The organism is Ktedonobacter racemifer DSM 44963, from assembly GCF_000178855.1.
Lineage (GTDB): Bacteria > Chloroflexota > Ktedonobacteria > Ktedonobacterales > Ktedonobacteraceae > Ktedonobacter > Ktedonobacter racemifer.
On the sequence record NZ_ADVG01000003.1, the window covers coordinates 1,894,166 to 1,913,043 of the forward strand.

Below are 18,878 nucleotides of genomic sequence, written 5' to 3' on the forward strand. Positions count from 1 at the left end.
TATAGGTAAGGCATGCCTGCTTTAGCTCTAGACCTGGATTCATCGTTTTATTCATACCAATGAGGAACGCAGTACTAGGCGTAGTCCTGCACCCTCCAATGGGGATAGCGAATCAGCAAATCGCGCTCGCCTGCGCGATGGTTGTGTTGCAAGAAATAAGCTGATCTGCTACAGTCGAGCGAAAAGAGGAATTCGTCATGGCAGAGCAGCACCCGTTCAAATGGCGCCACTTCCAAGCCGACATTATTCTCTTGTGCGTGAGATGGTATCTTCGCTATGCTTTGAGCTACAGCGACCTAGAGGAAATGATGTTTGAGCGCGGATTGCCTGTCGACCATACGACGATCTATCGCTGGGTTCAGCACTATGCGCCCGAACTCGAACGACGGTGTCGAGCGAATTTAAAGATCACGACGGACTCCTGGCGGGTTGATGAAACCTATATCAAAGTCAAAAAAGAGTGGATGTATTTGTATCGAGCGGTTGATTCGCGGGGAAACACGCTCGATTTCTTTTTCAGTTCGACGCGAGATACACAAGCAGCCAAACAGTTTCTTCTCAAAACACTCACCGCATCCTGTGATTTGCAGACCCCTTTGGCAAAATCCGGCGGGATATGCTTCACAAGCGCATCGGCGCGAATTGCTTCACAAACTATGTTTGAGTCGTCATTTCGGCTCAGGCCGCTGCTGGACTTGCCTAAGCGTGTATTAGATGAAAACACAGCCGCTGCCGCAGATGTCTATTTCATCCAGATCTCTCTGTTGGAAAAGTGAGCAAATCTGCTGCCAAGATATCCTTCACAGAGGCTTTCTGGGTAGAAGGTAGTAGATGACCTGAAATCTCTACGGTTGTTTTGCCCTGAAACATCCATACTTCATCGACGGCAAATCTCATTCAGGCACAAGAGGAGGCTATGGTTTCTTAGGGATGCCGTTCGTCTGCTCTAATCTGCGGAGCCAGACGTTTCTCATAGCACGTTGTTTCAGCCTCACCGAGTCGTTCAGACCAGAGAGAGAAGCGTCCGACGTTACGAAAGCCGAGCTTTGGGTAGAAGATCTGAAGGCCAGCATGTTTGCTGTAGGCATCCAAACGAAGCACATCACAGCCCTGGAAAGCTCCCATGCCCTCGATCGTTTGGACACACTGGCGACCAAGACCGCGACCCTGAAAAGAGGGCAAGATAGCAAGATGGTTAACGTAGAGAGCATATGGTTGCGGGGTATTCCACATCTCCAGAATGGCCGGAATCTTCTGGTACGACCTGGGGAGAGTAGTCCCAAGCGTAAACGTTGCGATGACCTGGTTCGCGTACAGGACGGCGTACACCTGGCGATTCTCAGCGTCCCAGCGCAATTTCTCCAGGGCATAAGGAGGCACCCAATGGTTCAAACCCAGGCGTTCCTGCATATCTAGTCCACACAGACGCAAGATCTCGTGAGCAGACTCGACATTGACTGGTGAGAGTTGTTGATAGCGTAATTCCATAGTGCAGAACGGTGCAAGGCGGATGGTGGCCTACGAGGGACAACTCAACCTAAGACAAGCATACCGTATGTTGAGGAAAAAGACAATCCTATGAAGCATATGTTGGCACTGTGCAGTATATTCTGGCAAGAACATCTGAGAAAAGTGAGCAAAAAAGCGTGAAGACAGCATTCTCTCGACGCACTGCCACGATTGTCATTTATCAGATAAAATTGATGGTTTCTCAGAAAACGCGCCACGCTGGCAGGTGCTTTTAGAGGATGGGCTTTCTCACATAATTTGGCGCTGCATCATTTCTTATTCTTTCGTTGCTTTCCACTGCTCTTGTTCCTGAGATCCTCTGGCATCCTCGCCACGATATCTGAGAAAGACGCCAGGGAATGCTTAAAAGTGATCGCATTTCTAGTGAATCTCAGGTATACTTGCTTTTGAGAGAGCAAGAAACTGGCGATTCCAGCACAACGCAAGGGAACGTGGCCATGAAAATGACATCCGAGGCATTTCATACTTGGAGCCAGCATCTTCAGTTGACTCCTGAAACGGAAGCGCTCATCTCCTCCATTCGTTCATCTCGCCCGATTCGCCACGTGAGTGGGCGTGCCAGTAATATCACCGGACGCTATCCTAGCCCCAAAATGGGTGTGTCTATCCAGTTTGAAAGTGATCGGGTAGAATTCTGGGCGCTCTACGCGCTGGAACGAGACGACGATGTGCTGGAATATTACGAGCAGTCCTCGCGTATTCCTCTCAGCTCTGCTATAATGAGTACGTACTCAGTCATTATTCGATTGGTGAGAGTGTATGGCAAGACCCAAAAGTCCAGAGAAACGCGACGCTATCCTTGCGGCAGCAGTTCAGCTGATCGCCGAGCAAGGTTTGAGTGTCCCTACGTCCAAAATCGCCAAAGTAGCCGGAGTCTCAGAAGGATCACTCTTCACCTACTTTGAGACCAAGGAGACACTGTTCAATGAATTGTATTTGGAATTGAAGGCCGAAGTGCGAGCAAACATGCTCGACACGTATCCCGCCCATGCAAGCTTAGGGGTCCGTGCTCGTTGGGTTTGGGACATGTATGTTCGGTTCGGCATTGCCCATCCTGATAAATACAAAGTCATAACCCAATTGAGCGTTTCGAATTCCATCTGGGAACAGACCAAACGCCTGAGTATGGAAGGATACGAAGCTCTTCATGCGATGATTCAAGAGACGTTTGCCTGTGGTGCTCTCAAAGATCAGCCCTATGAATTTGGTACGACCTTACTCCTCTCTCTCATGAATATGACAATTGAGTTCATTGCACTCCATCCTTCAGAGGCAGACCGTTTTGGGGATGCTGGCTTTACCGCTTTCTGGAATGCGGTGACAGGGTCCTAAAAATTTTCTTCTTAAATGAGTGCCTAAACAATCATTTATAAAACAAATGATTGCCAAACGTTGTCTGACTATTAGATTGTGCCAAGGCAAATGGGACGTGTGTGTTATCAATCACGGCTCTCCACACTTCTGGTACAATCACAAACACTCATGTTTCTTTTGGGAGATTTTCATGACAGCACCCAATCCACTCATCACAACCCGATTCAACGTCACAAGCACCGCTGCGGACGTCGTAGCTGGTCTCGACCTCTCTAGCGTCCGTGCCATCGTCACCGGAGCCTCGTCTGGCATCGGCCTTGAGACCGCTCGTGCACTCGCTAGTGCTGGTGCGGGAGTCACCCTCGCAGTCCGCAATACCGACGCTGGCGCGAAGGCTGCCGAGGACATTGCGAAGTCAACCAGGAATAAGCGTGTGCGCGTCACCGCTCTGGACCTCGCCAATCAAGCCTCAGTAGCCAACTTTGTCCAGAGCTGGAAGGGACCGCTGCATCTGCTGATCAACAATGCAGGGGCCATTCCGAGCACTCTGTCCCAGACTGCGGAAGGCTGGGAACTGCAGTTCGCCACCAATTACCTTGGTCACTTCACTCTGAGCCTTGGATTGCATGACGCCCTCGCCGTTGGTGCCCGCGAACGGGGCGAGGCACGCATCGTCTCGGTCAGTTCCACAGCACATATGAGATCACCAGTCGTGTTCGACGACATCCACTTTGAACGACGCGAGTACGACCCGCAGGCGGCCTACGCACAGTCCAAGACCGCCAACTCGTTATTTGCGGTCGAAGCCACGCGCCGCTGGGCCGCCGACGGCATCGTCACCAACACTGCCAACCCCGGCGGTATCGCCACCGGATTGCAAAGAGACTTCACACAGAAACAAAAAGATTACTTGGCCGCCGCCGAGGCCGCGGGAGTCTTCGTCTACAAGACTGTCGAGCAAGGTGCCGCTACTACCCTCGTCGCGGCAGTTGCCCCCGAATTCGCCCACACCGGCGGACACTATCTTACCGACGGCCAGGAGGCCCACACGGTGCCCAACGACGCTGACTTGTTCAAAAACAGTGACGGTGTCAAGCAGTGGGCGATTGACCCGGACATCGCACAGAAACTGTGGACGGTCTCGCTCGAACTCATCGGCCAACCCACCGCGTAAGGCGAATCGAATCCGCATTGCGGGGAGATGCGTGTCCCTATCGGAGGTAGGCCAGGATACGTGTGAAAACTACTCAAAGTGATAGATTTTTTCACGTATCCTGGGCCTCCCTCCGATTTGCTTCTCGTCACCGTTTGCAACAGCCCGAAAAGGACGCCATTTTATGCCTACAAAATGAGCCGTTGCATTTTTCCGAAAAGCATCAAAGGGATGAGATGAAATTGCACCGCCATATTATGAGAGAGAAGTTTTTCTCAAAAATCGTCTCAATGCACCCCTCAAGCCAATCGTCGGCAAATTATCTGAGAGAAACGCGCCAATTTACCTGAGAAATGACAACGATATGCTGCACAATGCAGAATCGCTGCCAAAAGATGCTTCTGCGGATTACCCAAAAGATTGGCCGTTTCCTACCGAAAGGTTGGCCACGAACAGCGTCGTAGAGTCATGCAAGACATCGACTCTAAGGATGGGGAATGCCTATGCGGTTATGCGCTCCAAGCTTCTCACAATGGCTGTCTCTGTTCATTCATGATTGGCTCTGGTACAACGTTGCGCTTTTTGAGAAGATGGGCAGAGCGCTGAAGAGAAGAAAGGAAGAAATCGTTATATGCCCACCTACCCGTTTTTTCAAGTAGATGCCTTTACCACACGGCCCCTCGCAGGCAATGCCTGCGCGGTGCTCTTGGATACAGACGAGTTTGATGATGAACTGATGCTTGCGTTTGCCCGCGAGACCAACCTCTCGGAAACTGCGTTTGTGCGTCAATCGTCGATCGCCGATTTTGGAGTGCGCTATTTTACTCCCGCCGAGGAGATTCCCCTGGCCGGTCATCCCACCATTGCGACGACGATGGCCCTGGTACACAGCGGTCGCCTGAAACTACAAGGCGATTATACTTCGATCCAGCTTGAATTGCGCGACGGTCCAATCACGGTTGAGATTAGTGCCAAAGAGGGCCAGGTCGAGTGTATTGTGATGACCCAGAGAAAGCCCCTCTTTCTGCGTACCTACCAGGCCGAGGAGGTCCTATCCGCCTTTGGCCTTGCGCCCGAAGACGCCTTACCAGAGACACCCATTCAGACCGTGAGCACGGGTACGCCAATGATTATGGTCCCGCTGCGCAGCCATGATGCATTACGCCGGGCGCAACTGGATATTCCAACCTACACGCGCCTGCGTGACAGAAGCGATTTCTTCAGCCCGCATCTCTTCTGCCTGGGCGGCGTTACCCCGGCTGGCGCTACCTTTGCGCGCCAATTCGGGGTACCTCCCGACGTGCCGGAAGATCCGGCAACGGGTTCAGCAACCGGGGGGATGGCAGCGTATCTCTGGAAGTATCAGCTCATTGAGCAGCCAGCCTTCATCGCTGAACAGGGGCACTGGATGCAGCGACCGAGCCAGATTTATGTAGAGATTGTTGGTTCACGCGATGCCATTGAGACGGTGAAAATCGGTGGGAGCGCTGTGGTGATTCTCCAGGGAGAAGTGCTTCTCTAGTCTTCATAACCTGGGCCAAGAAGAAGCCTCGTAAGTGGAAATTATGACAAAGTACCGTTTGAACCACATCCCCCTTGTTTTTCATCCATTGGTGAAGGAGACTCGTGCCGATTGAAGAGACGTTTTCTTCAATCGGCAACCTGCGGCCAAACTTCTGGTAGGAAACGGCCAATCTTTTGGGTCTTCCGCGGGTTTGGTGAAAGCTCTTCACTAGGACAAGAGCGAGGTTCTGGTTCTCTGTTCAAAGAGCACAGGGTTTTTGTTCAATAAGCTCATCCTTCACCAAAGGAGCGGAAGACCCACGTAATTCCAAAATTTACACCTCATAACACCCTGACTTGGCTAACCAACCCCCAATTCCTTGTAAACTTTTGGAGGACCAGGTACGCTTGAAGCAATCATCTTTGTATTGGAAGGGCGGAAAAGAAAAAAGATTGCAGGAGAATATGACTCATATGAATGACTCTAACCAGGGTTTAGGTTCCTTACAACAACATCTCGATATTCCAGAGTGGGTATTTAGCGATGAAGAGTGGGTATGTAGCGATGAAGTTAGCGTGAATTTTTTCGGTGGGAAACCCCTACGATTTGTCATTACCGATCCACTACCCAATCCTAACCTTGTTCAACAGATAGAAAGGGCCCTTCAGAATTTCTTTCAATTAGATACTCATTATCGCGATAGCCTCTCTGATCTGGTCTATGAGAGCTACGAGAAAACGCTTGATGCTGTCGATATGGACCCTCTTGAGCTTAGCACGAAAGAGGATATCTGGAAATATGTGTATCCCACAGAAGTTTATATCAGCCAAAGGGATCGTAGGGACGAGGCCATTTATGTACAGGTTGCATGTGAATGTGAGTGGGAGGTGGAGCATGGTCTCCAGCTCGTATTTAAAGACGGCGCAAGGATCACTAGGGTAAGCCAACAGGATGGGCATCTCACAACCGCAGATGCCTACGATATTCCTGACTCTGAGGATCCATTACTCTCTGCGATTTGAGCCCTCATATGGCCCAATCCTGAATAGATCATCTTGGCCCTTGAGTATTAAGGGCCTACTCTGCCTCATGAAAAAAAACTTGCCGCACCCCTCAGCTGCTGGCGGCGTGACGATTGCTGTTCGACAGCTTTGTATGCCCTGGCATGACACGAGATGAACGACCGAGCGAGAAGAGAAAAGGAGGCCGAAAGGGATGCCTCGGAGGAAGAAGCATTTGCAATACATGAGTCTGGATGAGATAAAGCAAGAGGTCCAGGATTACGAGGAGCGGCGACAGCGGCGCAATGCACGTCGCCGTGAACGGCGGCAATGGCTCAAAACAGCCCCCAGGGAAGAGACCTGTCTACGCTACCGAGGGGAAGAAAAGCCCTGTGACAAAAGAACGTTTTTGAAAGCTGAGCGTTTCGTCTTGCAATGCAACGAGAAGTACCCTGAGTTCAAAGGAGATGCGGTGCTCATTCTGTTGACGCTCTCGCACAATATCCTCCACCTGCGCTACCCAGATCGAGCATGCGGGGGGGACTCCCTCGCCGACTGTCCATTAGTTTCTCTGCATGTCCTCTGTTATACGGCTTTAGAGGTCGCATTCAACTACCGACTCGACCCAGGATTCAAATTGGGCGGTGCTCAAATCGCCCAGGCCAGACTTGAACTCGCATCCGGGCTAGATAGGGAGCGGTTGCGCTTTAATACACTCCTGGGTGATCTCTCAATTGATCTGTAAAGAAAGGATTTTTGCGCTGTGAATGAGGAAAAGAAAGAGGAGGAGCACCTAGTGCTCAATTCCTCAAAGGCGGTAAGAAAAGAGACGGTGCAGGTGGCGTCGCGTTTTGGGCGGCCGTCCCCAGATCCACGGTTTGGCTCGCCGATTGAGTTGCGCCGTGGCGACGCTCATCGCTCGCTCGATCTCATGAGCATTGGCAAAACTCTGGCCAGCGAAGGCATCGCGTCGGAAGAGGCGCCACCACCCTTCTTGCAGATTGAGCCAACAGGCGCCTTTGGGAATGAAGATGTGCTGGATGCGCGGATGGTCCACCAGCCAGGTGCGGGTTTCCAGACTATTGTGACTGGAGAGATTGTCCGTGATGATAAAGATGTCCCCTGTCGGATTATCCGCCTCGATGTCTTTGAGCAGCTCAATGTAGTTCTTGGAATTACGCGCAGCCGCACAGCGCGTGATCTCCTTGCCATCGCGGACCCGCAGCGCTCCATAGATCCACACCTTGTCATCCCCACGACTGTATTCCAGGGGAGCTTTGATGCGGTGCCCATCCGCTGACCAGCCAGGCGCTGGCGCGAAGGTACGCGGGGTCACCAGTCCTAACTCGTCAGTGCAGATGGTCGTCGACCCGTCGGGTGGCTCGGTGTAGTGGGTGACGACCGCAGTTCTTTTGGGGCAAAGTCTTTGTCATCACTGGTTCCCCAACTCTGGCGATTGCGCCAGCGTACCCCTTCACGCAGGTAGATCCGTCGGATCTGGCTCCGCTCCACCTGGATACCCGCGGCATGGGCCGCCTCCGTGAGAGCATCCAAGCTCCATTGCGCTGAACCTTCTTCCTCGCGGGCCTGCAGGCTCCCATCGGCATACCGCTCTAACCTCCCTGGAGGTGGTCGCTTCACCAGGGCCAGAATCCGGCTGCGCTCCTGCTCGGTCAAGCGCGGTTTACGTCCCGCTCCTTCCCGCATTCCCAGGCCGTTGATCCCTTGCGCATTGAAGCGGTTCAGGTGGATGCGCACGGTTCTCGGATGGCATGAGAGCGTGGTGGCGATCTCTTGCGGCGTCTTGCCTGCCCAGCTCTCCACCACCATCTGGGCATGAAACTTCCAATCAGCAGGTGCGTGGTGACTCCTGGCCAGTTTGCGCACCTGGCGTTCTTCCTGGGCATCCTGCGCCGCTCGGGCTTGCACGTGTTTGGGCATAGCTCTGCTCCTCTCTTGGTGACTTGCTTTCTCTCTTTTAGCGTATCACCAATGAGGAATTGAGCACTACAGCGGTTGGCAGAAAGATTGAGCCAAAATGCCTCTACTGAAGCTCACCAGGAGGAGAAGGAGAAACCTCGTCAGACAATCTAGAACATGAGACTTTGATTATGAGATGAGTTTTGAGATGCTGCTACAAGCTCAAAATCTGTTCTAAAATCTTCCAGATGTTCGATCTTAAGAAACGAGCGTTATCGAAAGGCCAAAGGGTCATCGTCCTCAACGTCTTTTATGTTTCTTTTTGAAGCACTTTGGCACATTGTTGAAACGTTACGTAAAAACGTCTTTAACGTCTCGTTACTCATCATGCCAATGGTAAGAAGCATATTGAAGACGTTACGTACAACGTTTTACGCTTGAACTTTAGATAACGTTCGTTTTTTGCGACAGCCTATATGATTGCCCTGAGAGGAATGTTTTCTGTTTTCCTCCCAATCTGCTGGCCCTTAGAGTAATGTAACGGGGGAAAAACGTAGCGATCCCTATTTACCAGCAAATCACTCCTTTTTCTCATCTCCCACTTTTGTAATTTCCACATCAGCAGCCGCACCTATGTTACAAACGAACACGACCAGCAGCCCGCCTAAGACAAGCCATAAGCCTGGACCGGCAGTCTCTGTAATGTCTCCACTCCCAATGGCCGCGATTTGCGAGGCAAATTGTGCTACTATAAGCGTGTAGATGAGCCCTACCACAAGGATAAAGCCAACAAGGCGGAGCGCTGAACGACGCAGATTCTTGTTTGCTTTCCCTAAAAGCATCATGACAAAAGAGACTATGGGTAGTAACACAAGCACCGCACAACCTACCAGGTCCCAAAGGCCCCTGACCAGATTGTTCTTAGTGGTCCCAAAGAGAACATCCACCATGGTGTTGGTCGTCTCTCCATCAGGACCGCTGACCACAAAGTAGGGAAGAAAGAAACCTATCACAATAGCAATGCAGGCCACAATGCCAAGAATAGGCCTGATAAAACGCATATAAGTCATAGTAAAAATCTCCTCTCATATTGATATAGATGAAGTGATTAACAACTCGTATTTTACCCCTACTGTACCAAATGTCATCTGCTTAGCGGGAATTTTACTGGGTAAAAATGTTATGACCACTCCTTGTGATCGTATTGTAGGTGTATGATCTGGTGAGAGCTCAGTTCACACGTTTCTCCTGTATACATCTATACATCCTTTTCTATTGGAAGTCTGTGACGATGGTCACACGCTGGAAATCTGGTGAAAACACGATGGAGAACGAACAGTCTACTGACCATCTATGTCAACATTGCGCGGCAGAGATCCTATTTGTAGCATTGAGCTTTTTCCTGGATGCAGTCTCGCGCAAAAAAACTTGCCGCACCCCTTGACGAGTCGGATGTCACGTTTGCTGCTCTGATGCAGCCCCACTGGTTGCAGACGCGCAGAGAGATGCAAGAGCGTTCCGTCATCCTGCTGATCCAGGATACGACGGAACTGGATTTGACGCATCGACACAAGATGTCTGGCATCGGGCAAATCGGCGATAAAAAGGGACGAGGATTGCTGCTGCAAACGGTGTTGGCCGTGGTTGTGTTGGCTACTTGGGACATCTGTTCCAGGAAATCGAAATGTTACACCGGGATACGTTCTCATCTTCCATATCTCGAGATGCACCACCAGGAAAGGTGAGGTCAAAAAACTGTGCTTCGTGAGAAAAGAAGCACAGTTTTTTGACCTCAACAATAAAGCGGAGGGAAGACCTGTTCTCTTTTTCCGAAGAAGGAAAATAGGCAAAGCATGCCCATCCCCCCTCTCAGGCATTCCATGGAATACTTGCTCTTGCCATTGTTTATGCCGCTCGGCGATAGTCATGGTGTAATCCGCCCAACACAGGAACGGCGATCACCTGGCTCGGCGGGTTTGGGAGAGGAGCAGATGGAACGGACGGGTCCGGAATGCACTGCCCACGTCCTTGATGAGGTCGAGCCTGGTTGAAGTACACGGCATATGCTTTGAGGAGATGAGAAAGCTGCTTCTCATGGAAGATTAGGAAGTGATTCAGACATTCTCGTCTTACACTTCCCAAAAAGCGTTCACAGACAGCATTGGCTCGCGGAGTTCGGTATGGCGTGCGAAGCACCTTGATACCAGTTGTTGTTGCTACGCATGCAAAACTTGGTCCAAACTTGCTATCATTATCTCGAATCAGATAGCGTGGCTGTTCTCCATATGGGGTTGCCTCCCACAGTTGTTGCGCCATCCAAGCATCGGTGGGTGATCGTGTGACACTCCGCCGCGACTGAAGTCGCGCGGCTTCTTTCGCCTCTCTTCTGTACACGATGTGCTGAGAAATGTAGCGTAGCTACGACTCGGCGCACATCGTAGTGGAGGAGGAAAAGCTGAGAGGATGCATCCATCCATGCATGGTCTCTCTTGCGCGGTGCCAGGCGCGTTGCTGCTCTCATGCCTTTCGAGAAGGGATAGATGGCCCACAACTCTCGTTTTCGGCGTCCTGGAGAGACGCAACACCCGCCTCTTTCGAGGCTCACTCCTGGGGAACGTACCCTAAAGGCGCGGAGGCTTTTCCTTGGCGCTATTCGTTCGGTGACGTGACACTTCCTAAAGCCGTGGATTGGATACCCGTGCCTTCGCACGTCGAAATAGCTGAGATAGTGGGAAACGCGGTAACGTTTTTACGCATGACCCTTCGCCATGCAACCCGTACGTTATTCAGTTCTCAAGGTACTACTGATCAATTCTTTTCGCGTACAGAAAAAACGGAAGGGCAAGGGCTAAAGCCGCAAACGCCTAACCACGGGATGAATCCCCGTGGCTTGCGGCGGGCTGAAGCCCTTTTCTGTCACTACAATAATACGAACAGGCAAAAGTTTGTGTGGCTTCTTCACAAGCGAATTCTGAACAAGAGCATGATTTTGATAAGCTCACCCTTTGCATGAATTGCGGGAGCGCCAATCACTCTAGTGAAGGGCAGCGTAAAGGTGTACCTGGCGCCAAACAGGCCATTGCTCCCGAGGCACATTCGGGCTGTTCAGTATGATGGTAATAGGTTCCTGTTTATGGAACTGAATCTTATATAAAGGGATGCACTTTCTGATGAAAGCTACCATCTTAAAACAGCCCTATCGTGTGACGGCGACTCCGCAACTGCCTATCGCGCGCTTCCTGTTTGCCGACACGCGGGCTTCCTGGCTCTGGCTGCTCTTACGCCTGTATATGGGCTATACGTGGTTGAGCGCGGGCCTGGCAAAGTTGACCGGCTACTCGTTTACATTCAATGCCTTTGGCATCCGCTCCCATGAAGAAGCGTGGGTGTTCAACGCGCATAGTGGAATGGCGCTACATCACTTTGTGCTGGGGGCGTTGCAGAAAGCGAGTGGAGAGCATGCCAGCGTTCAAGGCTGGTACGCTACATTTCTGCACGATATCGTGCTTCCCAATGCTGTGGTATTCTCCTATCTTGTAACATTAGGCGAAGTGTTCGTCGGACTCGGTCTTATCTTTGGCTTCCTTACGGGCTTCGCGGCTCTCGCTGGCCTCTTTATGAACCTGAGCTACCTCTTTGCCGGTACTATCAGTATTAACCCGAATCTGGCGCTCGGAGCACTGCTACTTCTACTCGCGTGGCGCGTGGCTGGATATATCGGCTGTGATCGCTATGTGCTACCGCTGTTGAGCACGCGCGAAACAAAGAGCGAGACGCCCGCTCAGAACCAGGCACAGGAGAAACTACTCGAACCCGAAAAGCGGTAGTGTGACACTCCGCATCGGCTAAAGCCGAGCAGCTTCTGACACTGTGCCGTAGTCGGGTTCGTGAGACAGGTGGCGTAGCCACTACTCAAAGTGAACCCGTAGTTGGGACGCAATATCTGGGAAAGACGCGCCCATCCGGCGCCTTCTCCCCTGGGCGGTGCCATGCCCGTTGGCATGATCTCCACGCCTGGCCGCAGGGATGGATGGTCCCATCTGGCGTTTGGCATCCTGGGAGATCCCAACACCTGAGTCTTTCGACTCCCTCTTCGCACGTTGCGAACGAGCATGAGGCTTTTCCTTCAACGGTTCTTGCGTCCGCTCGATCAAGCGCTGTCCGACACGGATACTGGCATTGCGGTCGGCATGATCGCGCATCTGGCATTGTGGGCACAGACAGAGTGCGGCACCGGAGGTATAGCCTTCCACAGGGTGTCCCTGATTATAGCGAATGACAGCAGCGTGACAGCGATGGCATTCTCTGCTCGTATTGCGCGGATTCACACGGCAGGTGATGATGCCGCCTGCATGCCAGGCTTTGTACGTTGCATAGCGGAACATGCGCCCCTTCATCCAGTAGGCGCGTTTGGTATTGCTCCGGCGCGAATACGTGCCCTTCTCCGGTTGCAGGTTGCCCAGATGTTCAAAAACCAGGATGCTCGCCTTGTGCTCGCTGGCGAACTGGACAATGCGAGCGCTCACCAGATGCGCGATCTGTTCGTCCACGTGCCTGATCTTCGCCCAGAGGTCGGCATTGTCCTGTTCGTTCTCGGCGATGAGACCAGTCTGTGATCGGTTGCGTGCAATGCGTCCAAGGAGTTGTTTCCTACAGCCCGATACCGCTGTGCCATTTCCGATGAAGGACGTAGCCAGGATGGTGCCGTCAACTGTCTGGACACTGCACACAGCGAGATGCTTGTCGAGATTGAGATCCACCGCACAGAGACGTGTCTGGGCGGTGGTGAGTTGCTCTCCGCTCTTTGCGGGAGTCTCGAAGGTCTTCTCAATGGGAGTATGCAGCCACCAGCGATCCCCCTTGCGAACAAGCTGTGGACTGCCCATCGCGTACCCATCGGGGAGATCGCGACCGAGGATCTGTAGTTTGAGCCAGGACCAGCACGAGCCGGTCCAGACTTTGAGCACGATACCATGCCTATGACGCTCACGCCAAAGGCTTGCGTAGAAGGGAACCGACTTGTTCCATGATCGGGGTGGGACTGGTGGCCGCTCCCGAAACGGCCTCTTCTTGCGCTTTTTCGTGTGTTTGGCTTCGTGTTTCTGCTTCCGTGCTCGCCATGTTTTGAGGGAGGAGAAAAATGCGCGGGCCGAACCAAGGGCCGCATTGATGGCGGCGCGTCTGAACATCGCCGGGATATCTGGCGCGAGATCGGTGAGCGGCATGATCGGATGGGGGCTAGACTCCGTTGCATGCGTGAGTTTCTCCAGGGCCGTGAGGGCCTGCTTGTTTTTGAGGGAAAGGAGACCCTCGTGCGCCTGAATACAGTCGAAATAAAAGGCCACGACACGATTGAAGAGGGCCTGATTGGCCGCGAAGTAGGCAGCATACTGCGGCGGATAGTGCAACGCCTGCCTGATGGTTTTCGTGGCTTTTGCCATTTTCAGGACCTCCTCTCACAAAATAGATGGTATCTCTCGTAGAGAATACTCTGCTGATGTGAAATTGTCAAACATGTGTTCTATGAGTACTAGATTTGATAAGGGCTAAAGCCCAATAACACGCCTCACCACGGTCTAAAGAACCGTGGCTTGCGGCGGGCTAAAGCCCTATCCTGTCATTGTCTTGCCAGAAACAGCTCACAAATGGTTTCCGTCCGAGAGAGAGCTTACATACATGGTTTCGACCACAATACCATGCAAGTCATCGCGGGCGAAAACATACTGTGGACTCGCTGGATTGAGCAACTGTTCGAGGGTAGAGATATCCTGGGTCGAGAGCCGCTGCTCACGCTCTGGATGATGAAGGTAGCCGCTCAACCAGGCCTCTAAATAGTCCTTTTGAGACGCTTCAAGGGGTGATGTGAACTCGTGCAAAAAACTCCTGGGCATCACCGATCTCAACCCGACTTCACGCAACATGTGAATCCAGCCATAGGGGTAGGCAACCCCGTTCGGCAGCGAACCGCGCCAGTTGGCGAACTGCTGCGCGTGTGCAACCTCTAGCCGTCCCTCCAGACCTGGATCGCCCAGGCCCACGTCAAAGGGGAGGAAGCGCGGAGGCAGTCCGCCCTCACGCAGCACGACACGCCCGCCTGGCCGTACTACTCGCGCGAGTTCGCGTACCCCGGCAACCTGATCGTTCAGACCGTGAATAACGCGGCTACACCAGACAAGATCAAACGTACCATTCTCGAATGGCAGATGCAACACATCGCCCTCTTGAAATTGTATCTGTCCAGCCACATCCGTATCTTTGACGTGACTCCGGTTCCACTCGATCAACTGAGGGTTGGCATCCAGCGCGACCACTTCACCACCTGACCCGACTGCCCCGGCCAGGAGCCGGGTCATGCCACCACCACCACACCCGGCATCCAGTACCCGGCTCCCCGGCGTAAGCTGGAGCCACGCAACAATCTGTTTATCGAGTGGCGCCAAAAAACGGTCGAAGAGATGCAGAAACGCTGAGCTTTCCGTATGTTTATGGTTGTGCGGATCGCCTTGATCTGCCGTGTGGCGGTGGGTACTCTCATGGCTCATAGCTCATGTATCCTTTCCTGTTTGACAATATGGGCTTTAGCCCGCCGCAAGCCACGCCGTTTCAACGGCAGTGGTGAGGCGTTTGTCGCTTTAGCCTTGTGCTTGACGAACAAACGTTCTCTTGTTAGAATATGCACATGCAGCAACGAAGGCACGACTCCGGTACGGCTTTAGGAAGCGTTGCGAGCACGAAGAACATGCAGAAGAAAAGCCTCCCACTGCTGGCAACAGCAGTTCTCGAAAGAGAAAGGTGTTCACCCTCTCCAAGCTGTCAAAAGCTTCGCAGGGCTACACAACGGCAAAGCAAGGCATGAGAGCGTGAACGGGCAGGGCACCGCCCTTCAAGATATCTGATGTGTAGATCAGAGCTTGAGCGTATTCCTCTCCCACTACGGAGTTGAACGAGTTGTAGCCACGCTACATCGACTCACAACACCGACTACGAAGGAGTGCACGAAGAAGCCGTACGGTTTCAACCGTTGGCGGTGTGTCACAATAGTTCACCTGTACATATTCGACGCAAGGAGGATCGTGTTCCCTTTCCACCATCGGCGTTAGTCGCCGATGGAAGCAGGCGCTTTTACCTCATCTTGTTTTTCGAGCTGGCGGGCAGCCCTGGCGGCTTCGAGAGCGCGGTCGCGACCAAGAAAGATGGCCAGGACCGCGCTACCGAGGCAGCAGATAAGCGTGAACAGAAAGGTATCGTTCATGCCCATCGTCAGCGCCTGCTGCGCGATGCAGGTGTGGAGCGCCTGAGCGTGCGAGCCGAGCTGCGCGATGCAGGTGGCTGCTCCATCCTGCGCGTGAGCCGCTGCATGCTGCGTCAGATAGGTCGTGAGGACCGCCAAGCCAATCGCACTGAAGACCGTTTGGGTCGAACTCATGAGAGAGGTGGCCTTTGCCATCTGTTTGTTGCTGATGACCGAGACTCCTACGGTTTGCAGCGGCATGCTCACCAGGCCCATACCCAGGCCACGCAGGATCAGCCAGATCTGGACATCGGCACCTGTGGTCGTTATGGTCAGGTGGGTAAAACCGATCATCGAAACAGCCACGATTGCCACGCCGACCACCGCAAGGATACGTGGCCCAATCAGGTTGTAGAGTTTTCCGCTGAGTGCTATGCTCACGACCATGGCCAGACCCTGGGAGATGAGAATTTCCCCGGTCGTCACTGAGGACAGACCCTCAACGTTCTCGAAGAAGAATGGCAGGAGGAAGATGCTGCCGTAAAGCACAGCCGTTGTAACCCAGATCAGAATGTTCGCCATGGTAAAGGTGTAGCGGCGGAACAAACGGATATCGATCACCGGGTCGGCAACCCGCAGTTCGACGATCAGAAAGGTGATGAGCAGCGCGCCACCGGCTATCAGGTAGGTGAGGACCGTGCGATCATTCCAGCCGTTAGCCCCTGCCATGGAGATGCCGTAGACAAGGGTAACGATGGCTCCCATAGAGAACAGGAAGCCGAAGACATCAAAGCCTTTCGCCACCGGCTCACCCGCGTCACGCTCTTCCTGTTCGCCGGCTTTGCCACGCAGAATCAGGAGCGCCAGGAGAAACGCGATGACGCCAATCGGCAGATTGATCGTGAAAATCACATTCCAGCTCAAGTTCGTCGCCAAATAGCCGCCCAGCACGGGACCGAAAGCCGGTCCCAATAGCAGCGGGATCATCAGCAGCGACATGGCTCCTGCCCGCTCCGTGGGGCCAAAGAGACGGAAAATGATGGCCGTTGCAACCGGCATGAGCGCGCCACCACCAATCCCTTGCAAGACACGGAAAGCGATCAGCATGTGCTCGTTCGGGGCAAAGGCACAGAGCGCGGAACCAATGGTAAAGAGCGCCAGAGCGATGAGGAACACCGTCTTCGTGCCAATGCGGTCGCTAATATATCCCACAACCGGGATAATGGCCGCGTTCGCCAGGATATAGCCGGTCGCAACCCAGGTAATGGTGCCCATAGAGGTCTTAAAGGCCGTCGCTATTTGTGGCAGCACGACGCTCACAATGGTCGAGTCGAGGACCGCCATCAGCAGGCCGAGCGCAATAACAAGCGTGGCCCTCCATCTGTATGGTAATTTCATGTTTTTCCTCTTTTTTCTGTTACAGAAATTCACGTTCGGTTAAATCTGCATTCACGCCTGCAGCGGCCGAACTTCCCCCGGCAGCTGCGATGATCAGTTGATGTGGGACGGCCAGCAAGGTGTCACCAGCGGCATACACGCCTGGAATATTCGTTCTCCCAAGGGGGTCCGTGATGATTCCTCCCATGGCATTCAGCTGGCAACCGAGCTCTTCAGTAAAAGGCGAGGCCTGAAGTAACTGCGAGGCGACAAAACCGCCGCGACGCTCTCTCTCTCCCTGCGTGGCAAACACAACCCGCTCAAGCTGCCCCTGCTTGCCAAGAAGGGCAGTAATCCGATCTTCCACCACCTCAATTCCTTTCTGGCGCAACAGATCGTGCTGTTCTTTCGTGAGAACCTGATGGCCATTCGTGCAGACGAGCAAGTCGTGACTCCAATTCCAGACGGCTTTGACCAGGTGGAACGTTTGTGGCCTCTCGGAGATGATGACCAGGGGCTGATCTCTGAGTTCCCATCCATCGCAATAGGGGCAGGAAAACAGGCTTTTTCCGTAATAGTCAGGCAAACCAGCGATCGTGGGAAGAATCTCTTTGAGACCGGTAGCCAGCAAGACCGTTTGTGCAAAAAATCGATCCCCTTTCTCGGTGGTGATTTCAAACGCGTTATCAGCACGGCGAAGGCCAATGACTCGTACGGGCTGCATGTTCACGGAAGGATACCTGCTGATTTCCTGGTGCGCCAGAGCTCGAAACTCGTGCGGTTTGATTCCGTCTCGTGTCAAAAATCCATGTGTTTCCTGCGTGACGGCATTTCTTGGCCGATTATCGTCAAAGACCATGACGCTTCTCTTCGCACGGCCCAGGACAAGTGCCGCATTTAACCCGGCCGGTCCACCGCCGAGAATGGCACAGTCAACGATCATACTAGACACATCCTTTCATTTAGAGACTTTGCAGACTCTTGATATCTACGATTGCTGTAAAAAAAACACGCGAGTGCATTTCCCCAATGGCACAGTCAGCGATCACACCATATCCATCCTTTTATTTAGAGACTTCACAGACTCTTGATATCTACGATTGCTGGCAAAAAAAACACGCGGGTGCATTTACACAAGCGAGGTCACGTCACCGACCTGACCAACCAGTTCAATCAACTTTCGCTCTTTGAGGTAATCTTCCATCTGTTGTTCTGCCTGCGTCATGACATCCTGAATCAAGCACTCGTGATGATGAAGCCCATCATGAAACAAGGTGGCCGTCCCTTCAATGGCATGAATCACCTCCAGGAAAGAAAGATCGGCTTTGTTTCGTGTCAGCCGGTATCCTCCGTTGACTCCAGGAGTCGACTCGATGATGCCCGCCTTCACCAGCTTCGTCAAAATCTTCGAGAGATAGGTCGGAGACAGTTTTTGAAGCTCTGCCAAACGTTGAACACCAATGGTGGACCCCACAGGGAGAGCCACAAAGTACATCATCGTGTGGAGCGCATAATTGGTCGCTTGTGAATACTTCACTCCTCTCTCTCCTTTCTATTCCAGACTCAGTAAGTCTATAATAGACCAGAAAGACGGATGCTGTCAAGTGTTTCGATGGATGTCCCTGTTCTGGATTTTGGTGGTCGTTGTCTGGCGGGTAGTGTTGCAAAAATTTTGAGCCGAGAAAATGGAGCAAGTAATTACGGTACAAGAATCATTGCCGCAGAGAAAAGGTGAATGTTCTGCATCTTATCCTCGTGAAATTTGTTCATGTGTGCCTCAATTTGCTGAGCTTTAATTTTTTGCAACACTACCTTTTTCTCTTCTGACATTGGATATTCTCGATGGAC

At 52.6% G+C, this 18,878-nt stretch carries 17 protein-coding genes and 2 pseudogenes; 9 read left to right on the top strand and 10 right to left on the bottom strand.

The window, feature by feature from the left end; genetic code table 11:
- Positions 1-197 precede the first annotated feature (197 nt).
- A pseudogene (locus tag KRAC_RS37365) lies at positions 198-575 on the top strand (IS6 family transposase); the annotation flags it as partial.
- Between the two features lie 349 nt (positions 576-924).
- Here the strand turns inward: KRAC_RS37365 and KRAC_RS37370 are convergent.
- Positions 925-1,488 carry a GNAT family N-acetyltransferase gene (locus KRAC_RS37370; protein ID WP_007916379.1) on the bottom strand — a complete coding sequence of 188 codons (564 nt, stop codon included), beginning with the start codon at positions 1,486-1,488 and terminating at the stop codon, positions 925-927.
- Between the two features lie 801 nt (positions 1,489-2,289).
- On the opposite strand from KRAC_RS37370, the gene KRAC_RS37380 reads away from it, so the two are divergent.
- From KRAC_RS37380 to KRAC_RS37400, 5 genes are all read left to right on the top strand, one after another.
- Positions 2,290-2,862 carry a TetR/AcrR family transcriptional regulator gene (locus tag KRAC_RS37380; RefSeq protein WP_007916380.1) on the top strand — a complete coding sequence of 191 codons (573 nt, stop codon included), beginning with the start codon at positions 2,290-2,292 and terminating at the stop codon, positions 2,860-2,862.
- Positions 2,863-3,034: 172 nt separating this feature from the next.
- On the top strand, positions 3,035-4,018 hold the full coding sequence (locus tag KRAC_RS37385; RefSeq protein WP_007913590.1) for an SDR family NAD(P)-dependent oxidoreductase: 984 nt from the start codon (positions 3,035-3,037) through the stop codon (positions 4,016-4,018).
- A 610-nt stretch (positions 4,019-4,628) separates the two neighbouring features.
- A complete protein-coding gene (locus KRAC_RS37390) occupies positions 4,629-5,519 on the top strand; it encodes a PhzF family phenazine biosynthesis protein (RefSeq protein WP_007916381.1) in 891 nt (296 codons plus the stop codon).
- Between the two features lie 389 nt (positions 5,520-5,908).
- Entirely contained in the window at positions 5,909-6,523 is a 615-nt protein-coding gene (locus KRAC_RS37395; protein WP_211221384.1) for a DUF6985 domain-containing protein, read from the top strand.
- 193 nt (positions 6,524-6,716) lie between these two features.
- The gene (locus KRAC_RS37400) at positions 6,717-7,247 is read left to right on the top strand and encodes a hypothetical protein (protein ID WP_007916384.1); all 531 of its coding nucleotides are present in this window, start codon (positions 6,717-6,719) and stop codon (positions 7,245-7,247) included.
- Between the two features lie 63 nt (positions 7,248-7,310).
- Here the strand turns inward: KRAC_RS37400 and KRAC_RS67040 are convergent, their stop codons facing one another.
- From KRAC_RS67040 to KRAC_RS37415, 3 genes are all read right to left on the bottom strand, one after another.
- Entirely contained in the window at positions 7,311-7,862 is a 552-nt protein-coding gene (locus KRAC_RS67040) for a transposase (RefSeq protein ID WP_157507746.1), read from the bottom strand.
- Positions 7,844-8,443 carry a helix-turn-helix domain-containing protein gene (locus KRAC_RS37410; protein ID WP_007916261.1) on the bottom strand — a complete coding sequence of 200 codons (600 nt, stop codon included), beginning with the start codon at positions 8,441-8,443 and terminating at the stop codon, positions 7,844-7,846. Before KRAC_RS37410 ends, KRAC_RS67040 begins: the two co-directional genes overlap by 19 nt.
- A gap of 557 nt (positions 8,444-9,000) precedes the next feature.
- Positions 9,001-9,492: a hypothetical protein gene (locus tag KRAC_RS37415; protein ID WP_007916386.1), complete on the bottom strand. Its 492-nt coding sequence runs from the start codon at positions 9,490-9,492 to the stop codon at positions 9,001-9,003.
- A gap of 336 nt (positions 9,493-9,828) precedes the next feature.
- Here KRAC_RS37415 and KRAC_RS37420 point away from each other — a divergent pair, with 336 nt between their 5' ends.
- Positions 9,829-10,167 carry a hypothetical protein gene (locus tag KRAC_RS37420; RefSeq protein WP_007916387.1) on the top strand — a complete coding sequence of 113 codons (339 nt, stop codon included), beginning with the start codon at positions 9,829-9,831 and terminating at the stop codon, positions 10,165-10,167.
- Positions 10,168-10,275: 108 nt separating this feature from the next.
- Positions 10,276-10,473, top strand: a complete 198-nt coding sequence (locus tag KRAC_RS76775) for a hypothetical protein (RefSeq protein ID WP_040445653.1) — start codon at positions 10,276-10,278, stop codon at positions 10,471-10,473.
- A gap of 16 nt (positions 10,474-10,489) precedes the next feature.
- Here the strand turns inward: KRAC_RS76775 and KRAC_RS76780 are convergent.
- Positions 10,490-10,738, bottom strand: a pseudogene (locus KRAC_RS76780) (integrase core domain-containing protein); the annotation flags it as partial.
- 854 nt (positions 10,739-11,592) lie between these two features.
- Between KRAC_RS76780 and KRAC_RS37430 the strand changes: the two are divergent.
- Positions 11,593-12,249: a DoxX family protein gene (locus tag KRAC_RS37430; protein WP_007916389.1), complete on the top strand. Its 657-nt coding sequence runs from the start codon at positions 11,593-11,595 to the stop codon at positions 12,247-12,249.
- A gap of 81 nt (positions 12,250-12,330) precedes the next feature.
- Here KRAC_RS37430 and KRAC_RS37435 read toward each other — a convergent pair whose 3' ends face one another.
- The 5 genes from KRAC_RS37435 to KRAC_RS37455 form a co-directional block, all read right to left on the bottom strand.
- On the bottom strand, positions 12,331-13,863 hold the full coding sequence (locus KRAC_RS37435) for a zinc ribbon domain-containing protein (RefSeq protein WP_007916395.1): 1,533 nt from the start codon (positions 13,861-13,863) through the stop codon (positions 12,331-12,333).
- Positions 13,864-14,061: 198 nt separating this feature from the next.
- Entirely contained in the window at positions 14,062-14,964 is a 903-nt protein-coding gene (locus KRAC_RS37440) for a class I SAM-dependent methyltransferase (protein ID WP_007916398.1), read from the bottom strand.
- Between the two features lie 554 nt (positions 14,965-15,518).
- Positions 15,519-17,051, bottom strand: a complete 1,533-nt coding sequence (locus tag KRAC_RS37445) for a DHA2 family efflux MFS transporter permease subunit (protein ID WP_007916400.1) — start codon at positions 17,049-17,051, stop codon at positions 15,519-15,521.
- Between the two features lie 19 nt (positions 17,052-17,070).
- A complete protein-coding gene (locus KRAC_RS37450; protein WP_007916403.1) occupies positions 17,071-17,973 on the bottom strand; it encodes an NAD(P)/FAD-dependent oxidoreductase in 903 nt (300 codons plus the stop codon).
- A gap of 186 nt (positions 17,974-18,159) precedes the next feature.
- Positions 18,160-18,567, bottom strand: coding sequence for an Rrf2 family transcriptional regulator (locus KRAC_RS37455; protein ID WP_007916405.1), 408 nt, complete (start codon positions 18,565-18,567; stop codon positions 18,160-18,162).
- Between the last annotated feature and the right edge of the window lie 311 nt (positions 18,568-18,878).

What these genes read in the sequence shown, in the direction of transcription:
- KRAC_RS37370 (WP_007916379.1), bottom strand. Translation starts at nt 1,488, where the DNA reads ATGGAATTACGCTATCAACAACTCTCACCAGTCAATGTCGAGTCTGCT.
- KRAC_RS37380 (WP_007916380.1), top strand. Translation starts at nt 2,290, where the DNA reads ATGGCAAGACCCAAAAGTCCAGAGAAACGCGACGCTATCCTTGCGGCA.
- KRAC_RS37385 (WP_007913590.1), top strand. Translation starts at nt 3,035, where the DNA reads ATGACAGCACCCAATCCACTCATCACAACCCGATTCAACGTCACAAGC.
- KRAC_RS37390 (WP_007916381.1), top strand. Translation starts at nt 4,629, where the DNA reads ATGCCCACCTACCCGTTTTTTCAAGTAGATGCCTTTACCACACGGCCC.
- KRAC_RS37400 (WP_007916384.1), top strand. Translation starts at nt 6,717, where the DNA reads ATGCCTCGGAGGAAGAAGCATTTGCAATACATGAGTCTGGATGAGATA.
- KRAC_RS37410 (WP_007916261.1), bottom strand. Translation starts at nt 8,443, where the DNA reads ATGCCCAAACACGTGCAAGCCCGAGCGGCGCAGGATGCCCAGGAAGAA.
- KRAC_RS37415 (WP_007916386.1), bottom strand. Translation starts at nt 9,492, where the DNA reads ATGACTTATATGCGTTTTATCAGGCCTATTCTTGGCATTGTGGCCTGC.
- KRAC_RS37420 (WP_007916387.1), top strand. Translation starts at nt 9,829, where the DNA reads ATGCAGTCTCGCGCAAAAAAACTTGCCGCACCCCTTGACGAGTCGGAT.
- KRAC_RS76775 (WP_040445653.1), top strand. Translation starts at nt 10,276, where the DNA reads ATGCCCATCCCCCCTCTCAGGCATTCCATGGAATACTTGCTCTTGCCA.
- KRAC_RS37430 (WP_007916389.1), top strand. Translation starts at nt 11,593, where the DNA reads ATGAAAGCTACCATCTTAAAACAGCCCTATCGTGTGACGGCGACTCCG.
- KRAC_RS37435 (WP_007916395.1), bottom strand. Translation starts at nt 13,863, where the DNA reads ATGGCAAAAGCCACGAAAACCATCAGGCAGGCGTTGCACTATCCGCCG.
- KRAC_RS37440 (WP_007916398.1), bottom strand. Translation starts at nt 14,964, where the DNA reads ATGAGCCATGAGAGTACCCACCGCCACACGGCAGATCAAGGCGATCCG.
- KRAC_RS37445 (WP_007916400.1), bottom strand. Translation starts at nt 17,051, where the DNA reads ATGAAATTACCATACAGATGGAGGGCCACGCTTGTTATTGCGCTCGGC.
- KRAC_RS37450 (WP_007916403.1), bottom strand. Translation starts at nt 17,973, where the DNA reads ATGATCGTTGACTGTGCCATTCTCGGCGGTGGACCGGCCGGGTTAAAT.